This is a genomic window from Galactobacter sp., assembly GCF_022712295.1.
GTDB lineage: Bacteria > Actinomycetota > Actinomycetes > Actinomycetales > Micrococcaceae > Galactobacter.
Genome location: NZ_JALAGT010000155.1, coordinates 1 through 9,044 on the forward strand (window position 1 = coordinate 1; position 9,044 = coordinate 9,044).

General features: G+C 65.9%; 8 protein-coding genes and 1 pseudogene. All 9 read left to right on the plus strand.

The genetic code is table 11. The features are described from left to right. The first annotated feature begins 383 nt into the window (after positions 1-383). Positions 384-1,811 carry an amino acid permease gene (locus tag Q0A15_RS11390; RefSeq protein ID WP_291279655.1) on the plus strand — a complete coding sequence of 476 codons (1,428 nt, stop codon included), beginning with the start codon at positions 384-386 and terminating at the stop codon, positions 1,809-1,811. 39 nt (positions 1,812-1,850) lie between these two features. Then, entirely contained in the window at positions 1,851-3,440 is a 1,590-nt protein-coding gene (locus Q0A15_RS11395) for a glycosyltransferase 87 family protein (protein WP_291279648.1), read from the plus strand. Positions 3,441-3,521: 81 nt separating this feature from the next. Further along, on the plus strand, positions 3,522-4,661 hold the full coding sequence (locus Q0A15_RS11400; RefSeq protein ID WP_367273388.1) for an ABC transporter ATP-binding protein: 1,140 nt from the start codon (positions 3,522-3,524) through the stop codon (positions 4,659-4,661). A gap of 3 nt (positions 4,662-4,664) precedes the next feature. Beyond that, positions 4,665-5,552, plus strand: a complete 888-nt coding sequence (locus Q0A15_RS11405) for an ABC transporter permease subunit (protein WP_291279649.1) — start codon at positions 4,665-4,667, stop codon at positions 5,550-5,552. A gap of 365 nt (positions 5,553-5,917) precedes the next feature. After that, complete coding sequence (locus tag Q0A15_RS11410; protein ID WP_291279650.1) at positions 5,918-7,231, plus strand: M18 family aminopeptidase; 1,314 nt, start codon at positions 5,918-5,920, stop codon at positions 7,229-7,231. Between the two features lie 325 nt (positions 7,232-7,556). Beyond that, positions 7,557-7,856 (plus strand): 30S ribosomal protein S6, encoded by a 300-nt coding sequence (rpsF, locus tag Q0A15_RS11415; RefSeq protein WP_291279651.1) that lies wholly within the window; start codon positions 7,557-7,559, stop codon positions 7,854-7,856. A 69-nt stretch (positions 7,857-7,925) separates the two neighbouring features. Then, positions 7,926-8,531: a single-stranded DNA-binding protein gene (locus Q0A15_RS11420; protein WP_291279652.1), complete on the plus strand. Its 606-nt coding sequence runs from the start codon at positions 7,926-7,928 to the stop codon at positions 8,529-8,531. A gap of 60 nt (positions 8,532-8,591) precedes the next feature. Then, entirely contained in the window at positions 8,592-8,831 is a 240-nt protein-coding gene (rpsR, locus tag Q0A15_RS11425; protein WP_291279653.1) for a 30S ribosomal protein S18, read from the plus strand. Between the two features lie 32 nt (positions 8,832-8,863). After that, positions 8,864-9,044, plus strand: a pseudogene (locus Q0A15_RS11430) (50S ribosomal protein L9); the annotation flags it as partial.

Genomic DNA, 9,044 nt, shown 5'->3' on the forward strand with positions numbered 1-9,044 from the left:
CACCCGCCGGTCACACGCCCGTCTACTTGTTCCCCTTGGGGGGGTTTTTGGGTGGCCTAGGGTTTCACGGGTGGGCCCAACACTTCGTTTCCTGGTTGCGATGTCGTGTCCCGCGGCGTTGTGTCCCGCGGCGTTTCCCGTTCGTCCGTGGCGTGCAGGGTCCCAGCGAAGGGTCCGACTGCAGGGTCCGGCGGAGGCCGGCCGCAGCACGGGCTCATCGTGAGGACCACATGGATCCGACAGAAGCTCCGGCGTTGTCGTCGCTGCCCGAGTCATTGTTTACCCACCCGAAATCCTCACAAGTGTGTTGGCGCCCACACTCCTGGTACGTTGCTGAAATAGCAGTTGTCGATCAGCAGAATGAGGTCCCTCACTTGTCAGGTATGGAGTCGCAGCTGGGGCAAGGCCTCAAGCCACGCCACGTGACCATGCTCTCGATCGCCGGGGCCATTGGCGCCGGCCTTTTCGTGGGCTCAGCCACCGCCATCAAGCTGGCCGGACCGGCCGTCCTGGTGGCCTACGTCTGTGCCGCGCTGCTGGTGGTGCTGGTGATGCGCATGCTCGGGGAGATGGCCACGGCCAACCCGGATTCCGGGTCCTTCTCCACCTACGCCGACCGCGCCATCGGCCACTGGGCCGGTTTCAGCATCGGCTGGCTGTACTGGTGGTTCTGGGTACTGGTCATCCCTGTCGAGGCCACCGCAGCAGCCTCCATCCTGAACTCATGGGTCCCGGGCGTCCCGCTGTGGGTGTTCGCCCTCCTCGTGACCATCGCCCTCACCGCAACCAACCTCTTCAGCGTGAAGAATTACGGCGAGTTCGAGTACTGGTTCGCCCTGCTCAAGGTCGCGGCCATCATTCTCTTCATCGCCGTCGGTGCCATGGCCTTCACCGGCGTCTTCGGGTCCGAGCACGCGGGTGCCTCCAACCTCTGGAGCCAGGGTGGGTTCGCCCCCAATGGCTTGGGCGCTATTCCGGCCGCACTGCTGACCACCATGTTCTCCTTCATGGGAACCGAGATCGTGACCATCGCGGCCTCCGAGTCCAACAACCCGGCAGGCCAGATCCGCAAGGCCACGAACTCGGTGATCTGGCGCCTCGGCCTGTTCTACATCGTGTCCATCTTCTTCATCGTGTGCATCGTGCCGCTGAGCTACCCGGGCCTGCTGGAGGAGGGGTCCTTCCTTGCCGCGCTCAACGTCCTGAACATCCCCGGGGCCAAGTTCATCGTGGACCTCGTGATCCTGGTGGCGGTGGCCTCCTGCATGAACTCCGCCCTCTACACGGCCTCCCGCATGATGTACTCCCTGGCCGGGCGCGGCGATGCCCCGAAGATCTTCGCCAGGACCTCCAAGGCCAATGTCCCCGTCGCCGCCGTGCTGATCTCCACCTTGATCGGTTTCGCCGCGGTGGTGGGCAACTACCTGATGCCGGACAAGCTCTTCACGATGTTGCTGGCCACCTCCGGCGCCGTGGCTCTGCTGGTGTACCTGTGCATCGCCGTGACTCAGCTGATCACCCGCAGGCGCGTGGGTGATCGCCGCCAGGGCCTGGTGAAGATGTGGGGCTACCCCTACCTGACCTGGGCCGTCATCATCTTCATCCCTGCCGTGCTCATCTACATGGCCGTTTGGTCCGACATGAAGGTGGAGCTCTACTCCACCGCAGTCCTGACCGTCATCGTGGTGGCCATCGGTGTGTACGTGGGTCGCAAGCACAAGGTCACCACGTTCACCCAGGCTCAGGCGGAGCTGCACCTGCCGGGCGCTGATGAGTCGGAGGGCAAGGACAAGGTCCTGGACCGGGACTGAGAGGTCCGTCAGGGCCGCCGATCCCCGTAGTGTGGTCGTATGCCCAGTCAGCAGGACCCCCAGCCGCGCAAGGAACTCGACGCGCGCGAGGTACGCCAGGTGCGCAAGCGGCCCAAGGCGCAAAAGGGTCCGCTACGCATCACGGTGCCAAGCCGCAACGACCCTTTCCTGCGGTCCCTCGTCGGAGTCATCGGAGGTCCGCTCGGCCGCCGTACGGAACCCGGGATCGTCTCTCCCGGGTTCTGGCGCGTGGAGCGGGTGCTGCTGGTCATCGTCTTCGTCTTCGGGATCCTGGCCGTGGTGTCCAAGAGTGCGTGCCGCACGCACGGCTGGGGCATGCCCAACGTCTACCGGGGCATCTGCTACTCCGATTGGGCGTCCCTCTACGGGGCACGGGGATTCGCGGATGACCCGTGGGCGCCGTTCACAGGGGCAGGGGCAGACGCTGCCTTCGAATACCCGGTGCTGATGTCCGTGATCGCCTCCCTGACCTCCCTGCTGGTGCCGCGTTCGGAGAACCTGTCGCTGCAGACCCTCAGCTACTTCGACATCAACACGTTCTTCGTGGTTCTGCTCTGGGCCATCGTGGTGATCGCGGTAGCCAAGAGCGCGGGCCGCCGCCCCTGGGATGCCGCCATCGTGGCGGCCAGCCCGGCCATGGCCTTCGCTGCCACCGTCAACTGGGACATGTGGGCCGTGGCGTTCCTGGCACTCGGTCTACTGGCCCTGGGTCGTGAGCATCCGTGGTTGGCCGGCGTGTTGATAGGCCTCGGCGCCGCGACGAAGCTCTATCCGGCGTTGGTGCTCGGGGCGCTGTTGGTCCTGGCGATCAGGTCGGGCCGCTGGTCCGGCTTCCTCAAGGTCACGGCCGGCGCCGCAGGTGCCTGGCTGGCCGTCAACCTGCCCTTCGCGCTCGCCGACACCGAGCGTTGGAAGACCTTTTACACGTTCAGTGCGGAGCGCGGAGCGGGCAATTCCTCCTTGTGGCAGGCCTGGGACCTCACCCTCGGATCATGGAATCCGGCGCTGCACACCACCCCCGGGCTGATCTCGGTGCTCGGCACGGGGCTCTTCGCCCTGAGCTGCCTCGGCATCCTCATCCTGGGCCTCGTGTCCCCGCGCCCGCCGCGCGTCGCGAGCCTGGCCTTCCTGGTGGTCGCCGCGTTCGTCCTCTTCGGGAAGGTCTACTCGCCGCAGTTCATCCTGTGGCTCATCCCGTTGGCCGCACTGGCCTATCCCCGATGGCGCACCATGTTGGTGTGGCAGGGCATCGAGATAGCCCACTTCATCGGCATCTGGCTCTTCCTCTACGTTCGTTCGGGCGAGGAGGACATCACCGTGGCCTTCCCGGATGGCCTGTTCGTCCTGATGGTCGTGGGCCACATGCTCGCCGTCGTCTGGGTCTGCGCGCTGGTGGTCCGCACGTGCCTGAACCCGAATACCGACCCCGTCAGGCGCGTGGGTATGCAGGATCCGTTGGGCGGTCTGTTCGCCGGCTCGGATCGGTTCCCGGGTGGGCTGCTCGGAGGATCCAATGCCCGACGGCCGGTCGCGGCAGGCGACGCAGGTCGCCGAGGCGGGACGGACGTCGTGCATTCTGCGCCGCAGAGCGGCGCCGTCGGCGAGTAGCGCTGTGGAGGGTGAAAGTCCTCCCAGAAGTCATACTCCAGAGGGAAGACAAACCCTGTCCGTCCCCCATAGGTTGGTGCCATGATCGAGGTAACCCACCTGAGCAAGTCCTACGGACCCAAGCATGTCCTGAAGGATGTCAGTTTCACCGTACCCCCGGGACAGGTCACCGGATTCCTCGGACCCAACGGGGCCGGTAAGTCCACGACCATGCGTCTGATCATGGGATTGGAGAACCCCTCCGCGGGGCAGGCCACGGTCTTGGGGCAGCCCCTGGGCAAGCACCCCGCACCGCTGGCCAGCGCGGGCGCGCTGCTGGACGCCAGAAGCCTCAACCCGGCGCGCAAGGCAAGGCAGTCCCTGCTGGCCCTGGCGGACACGCACGGGATCAAGGCCTCACGAGTGGCGGAGGTGCTGGCCCTGACCGGCCTCACCGACGTGGCCGACCAACGCTCGGGAGGATTCTCCTTGGGCATGGGACAGCGCCTGGGTATCGCTGCGGCATTGCTCGGTGACCCGCGCGTGCTGGTGCTTGATGAGCCCGTCAACGGCCTGGACCCGGAGGGCGTGACCTGGGTGCGTAAGCTCTGCCGGTCCCTCGCAGCTGAGGGCCGCACGGTACTCATCTCCTCTCACCTGATGAGTGAGGTGGCGCAGACGGCGGATCGCGTGGTCGTGATCGGCCAAGGCCGCATCCTGGCGGATGCCTCCATGGATGAATTCGTCGGTGGATTGGGCGAGGAACACGTTCGTGTGGCCTCCGCGGACGCTGCGAAACTCGGGGTCAGGCTCAGCGCCGACGGGGGCGCGGTGGATCGTGTGGACGAGTCCACACTGAGCGTCAGGAACCTCTCCGCCGAGGCCGTGGGTGCCGCGGCCTTGCAGGAAGGCGTGGCCTTGCGGGAACTCGTCGGGATCAGGCCCTCGTTGGAGGATGCATATCTGGCCCTGACCTCTGGCGCGGTGGAGTACCGCTCCGGAGGGATCCTGACGCCGGCCCCCGGAAGTTCTCTCCCGCCCGGCACCGTGCCGGGTGGGGTGCCGGGCAGTGGGCCGGGTGCCATGCCCGGGGCGATCCCCGGCGCACCGATGCCCGGAACCCCGCAGCCCAGCGAGACGTGGCAGGGACAGGGCGAGCAGGGGTACCCGCCACCATCACCGTCGGGTCAGCACACCCAGACCCGGAACCAACAGGCTCGAAACCAGCAGGAAGGAGCCTGAGCCATGAGTGCAGCAACCTTGTCCTCCGGCCACAGCCACGCCAAAGTGAGCCTTCCCGGAATCTTGCGATCCGAGTGGCGCAAGTTCTTCTCCCTACGATCCACCTGGATCCTCAGCAGCGTCGCAGTGGCGATCGTGCTGATCTTCGCGGCGTTCATGCCGGTGGTCATCGGTCTCGTGAACAATTCCGATCCGGGCGGTACCGGACTGGACGAGGCAGGCGTCCCTGCTGCCGTCGTCCATCAGATGGCGGTGGCCGGACTCATGATCGGTGGGCTGCTGTGGGCGGCGGCCGTGATCGTGTCGATCGCCGGTGAATTCTCCAGTCATTCCATCGTCTCCACGTTCGCAGCGGTTCCGACCCGCACGCCGGTCTACCTGGCCAAGTCGCTCGTCACGGGCGTGGTGGGCTTCCTGGGCGGAGTGGTGTTCCACCTCATCAGTGCCCTGTTGGTGGTGGCCCTGCTTGCGGCCTTCGGGTTCGATGCTGAACTCGGTGGGGGAGACGCCGTCGGGGAGGCCCTGCTTTCCGGTGTCTACGTTCTGGTCCTGACCTGGATGGCGGTGGGGTTGGCGGCCTTGATGCGCTCCACGGCCGGCGCCATCGTGGTGCTCTCCATCTTCGTCTATCTGGTGACCTCCGTGGTCCAGGGGTTCACGTCCTTCGTCGACCTGGACTGGCTGACGTGGATCGGCAATCACCTGCCAACGGCTGCGGTGGACGGGCTGAGGCCTTCCATGAACGCCTTCCTGAGCGACCTGGAAGGCAGCGGATTCGGCGGGCTCGGGAAGGGTATCGCCGCGTGGGACGGCTGGCTGACGGTGGCCGTCTGGGCCCTGGCCCCGCTGCTGCTGGGGGGATGGGCCTTCAAACGCCGCGGCGTGCGCTGAGCCATCCCGTTCCGGGGTGCTCCTCGATTGGGTCAGGTTTCTACGGCTGACTCATGTTTCGACGGCTGGCACCGGTCGCCTGTTACCTGTCAGCCCGGGTGTGCCCTCCCAGGCCAATTCCCTCCGGCTCTCCTGCGAAATTGCCCCTCCTATCCGATAAGACACGTGGAACCCATGTGTGTGGTCGGGTAGGAGGGGCGTTTTCGTCGAGGTGGTGACCAGGGGACAGGAGGTTATAGGACAAGGCCATCAGAACCTGCTCCACGTTCGTCACCCCGACGCCCGTTCCCGGGTTTGTCTCGGCGGAGAGCGGACTAGGGTGGAACCAGAAGCGCCAAGCACACATGAAGAGGTATTCAGAAGCCATGTCCGTCCAGCAGGCCGCCATCACCCACGCAGAGGACCTCGCGGACTTCGTCGCGGCGTCGCCTTCCAGCTACCACGCGGCCCACGAGGTCGCCGCACGGCTGACCGACGCCGGCTTCACGTCACTGGAGGAGACGGCCGGTTGGCCCACGGAACACGGCCGATACCTGGTGGTCCGTGACGGCGCGGTCATCGCCTGGGTGATCCCCAAGGGCGCGGGCCCCACCACCCCCGTCAACGTCTTCGGTGCTCACACGGATTCGCCCGGATTCAAGCTCAAGCCCAAGCCCACCACCGGATCCCACGGCTGGCTTCAGGCCGGAGTGGAGGTCTACGGTGGCCCGCTGCTGAACTCCTGGCTGGATCGAGAACTGACTCTGGCCGGTCGCCTCGCGCTCGCCGACGGCTCCGTGGTCCTGGCGTCCACCGGTCCGCTCCTGCGTCTCCCGCAGCTGGCCATCCACCTGGATCGCGGTGTGAACGACGGCCTGGCCCTGGACAAGCAGGCCCAGACGCAGCCGGTGTGGGGGCTCGGCGCGGCAGAATCGGCGGATCTGTTGGCAGAGGTTGCCGCTCACGCCACCACTCTTGACGGGGACGCGGTGTCCGTGGATCCGTTGGATATCCGCGGATACGACTTGGTGGTCGCCGACTCGGCTCGCGGTCAGGTCTTCGGTGCGGATTCCGCCTTCCTCGCAGCAGGGCGTCTGGATGATCTCGCCTCCGTGCACGCCGGTGTCGCTGCGTTGGCGGCTTCGGCCGAGGAACTGGAGGAGGGCTCGGGACCCATCCCTGTTCTGGCCTGCTTCGACCACGAGGAACTCGGGTCCTCATCCAGGTCGGGTGCTTGCGGCCCGTTCCTCGAGGATGTGCTGGCCCGCCTGCGTTCCGGGCTGGGAGCCTCAGCAGAAGAGGGCCGACGAGCCGTGGCCGGCTCGTGGTGCCTGTCTTCCGACGTGGGCCACTCGGTCCACCCCAACTACGCGGGCAAGCACGACCCGGCGGTTCGCCCGCTCCTGGGGTCGGGCCCCATCCTGAAGATCAACGCCAACCAGCGCTACGCCACCGACGCGGTGGGTGCGGCCGCCTGGGCCGGTTGGTGCGAAGCGGCAGGTGTGAACTCGCAGGAGTTCGTCTCCAACAACAACGTGCCATGTGGCTCCACGATCGGCCCGCTGACCGCCACCCGCTTGGGGCTGCGCACCGTGGATGTCGGCATCCCGATCCTCTCCATGCACTCCGCCCGCGAGATGGCAGGCGTCTCCGACCTGTACGACCTGTCCCTGGTGGCCACGTCGTTCTTTGCCGACTGACGCCGCCCCACTCGGGTGCCGTCCGGCCGTCAGGCCGGGCACACGCCGTCGGGCATGGGATGCACAACGTCGGTGGTGATGCACAACGTCGGTGGCGGCTGTCCCAGGAGCACCGACATCATGCAGTGCGACCGACGCTGTGTTGCTCGGAATGAAGGGCCAACGTGAGTCCGCCCACCGCGGCTGCCCAAAACAGCGCAATCCGCTAGACTGGTCTGGTTGTCTTGCGCTGAATCCGTACCCGGAAGCAGCGCGAGGCCTACGCAACGAACCTCCTGGCACGGAAAGACCGTGCCCGTTTCAAGTCCAAAGGAGGTGGGTTCACATGCGTTCCTACGAACTGATGGTGCTGGTCGACCCCGAGGTTGACGAGCGGACCGTCGAGCCGACGCTCAACAAGTTCCTCGAGGTCGTGACCAAGGAGGGCGGTTCCGTCGACAAGGTCGACATCTGGGGCCGTCGCAGCCTGGCTTACCCGATCCAGAAGAAGACCGAGGCCGTCTACGCCGTCGTCAACTTCACCGCTGAGCCGGCAACGTCCACCGAGCTGGACCGACTGCTCACGCTGAACGAGTCGATCCTGCGCACCAAGATCATCCGCCCGGAGGATCAGCGCATCGCCTGATCACCTTCGGTGATCACAGCGATCTCAGGACCTTAAAGACAACCCACCGCACACGAACAAGGAGAAGCAATGGCAGGCGATACCGTCATCACCGTCATCGGCAACCTGACGGCCGACCCGGAACTGCGATTCACGCCCTCTGGTGCAGCAGTCGCGAACTTCACCATCGCTTCCACCCCGCGCACCTTCGATCGCCAGAGCAACGAGTTCAAGGACGGCGAAACGCTGTTCCTGCGCTCCTCTGTGTGGCGTGAGGCCGCGGAGAACGTGGCGGAGACGCTGACCAAGGGCATGCGCGTCATCGCCCAGGGTCGGCTGAAGTCCAGGTCCTTCCAGACGAAGGAAGGCGAGAACCGCACCGTCATGGAGCTCGAGGTCGACGAGATCGGCCCATCCCTGCGCTACGCAAACGCCAAGGTCTCCCGCAATGCCCGTGGTGGCAACGGCGGCGGCTTCGGTGGCGGCAACGGCGGCAACCAGGGTGGCTTCAACAATGGCGGAGGAAACGGCGGGTTCGGTGGCCAGCAGGCCGCCCCGCAGCAGCCCTCCCAGGGCGGCTGGGGTGCCCCCGCAGCTCCCGCGGCTCCGTCCAACGATCCCTGGGGTCAGCCCCAGGGTGGCAACAACGGTGGTGGTTGGGGCAACCTCCCCAACAACTCCGAACCTCCCTTCTGATCCACACATCAACCATCCCGCGGAAACCCTTCCGCGGGCTCCAGAGCAAGGAGCTCCACGATGGCTAAGGCTGAAATCCGTAAGCCCAAACCCAAGGCCAATCCCCTCAAGGCCGCCGACGTCACCGTCATTGACTACAAGGACGTCGCTCTCCTCCGTAAGTTCATCTCCGACCGCGGAAAGATCCGCGCTCGCCGTGTCACGGGCGTGTCCGTGCAGGAGCAGCGCAAGATCGCCCAGGCCATCAAGAACGCGCGCGAAGTGGCATTGCTGCCTTACTCCGGCGCCGGCCGCGGCTGAGCACCGAAGAGATCTAGGGAGGAAAACACACCATGGCTAAGCTCATTCTGACCCATGAAGTGACCGGACTCGGTGCCGCCGGCGACATCGTCGACGTCAAGAACGGTTACGCACGCAACTACCTGCTTCCCCGCGGCTACGCGATCACCTGGACCAAGGGTGGGGAGAAGGATGTTGAGTCCATCAAGGCTGCACGCGCCGCACGCGCAGTGG

What these genes read in the sequence shown, in the direction of transcription:
- Q0A15_RS11390 (WP_291279655.1), top strand. Translation starts at nt 384, where the DNA reads ATGGAGTCGCAGCTGGGGCAAGGCCTCAAGCCACGCCACGTGACCATG.
- Q0A15_RS11395 (WP_291279648.1), top strand. Translation starts at nt 1,851, where the DNA reads ATGCCCAGTCAGCAGGACCCCCAGCCGCGCAAGGAACTCGACGCGCGC.
- Q0A15_RS11400 (WP_367273388.1), top strand. Translation starts at nt 3,522, where the DNA reads ATGATCGAGGTAACCCACCTGAGCAAGTCCTACGGACCCAAGCATGTC.
- Q0A15_RS11405 (WP_291279649.1), top strand. Translation starts at nt 4,665, where the DNA reads ATGAGTGCAGCAACCTTGTCCTCCGGCCACAGCCACGCCAAAGTGAGC.
- Q0A15_RS11410 (WP_291279650.1), top strand. Translation starts at nt 5,918, where the DNA reads ATGTCCGTCCAGCAGGCCGCCATCACCCACGCAGAGGACCTCGCGGAC.
- rpsF (WP_291279651.1), top strand. Translation starts at nt 7,557, where the DNA reads ATGCGTTCCTACGAACTGATGGTGCTGGTCGACCCCGAGGTTGACGAG.
- Q0A15_RS11420 (WP_291279652.1), top strand. Translation starts at nt 7,926, where the DNA reads ATGGCAGGCGATACCGTCATCACCGTCATCGGCAACCTGACGGCCGAC.
- rpsR (WP_291279653.1), top strand. Translation starts at nt 8,592, where the DNA reads ATGGCTAAGGCTGAAATCCGTAAGCCCAAACCCAAGGCCAATCCCCTC.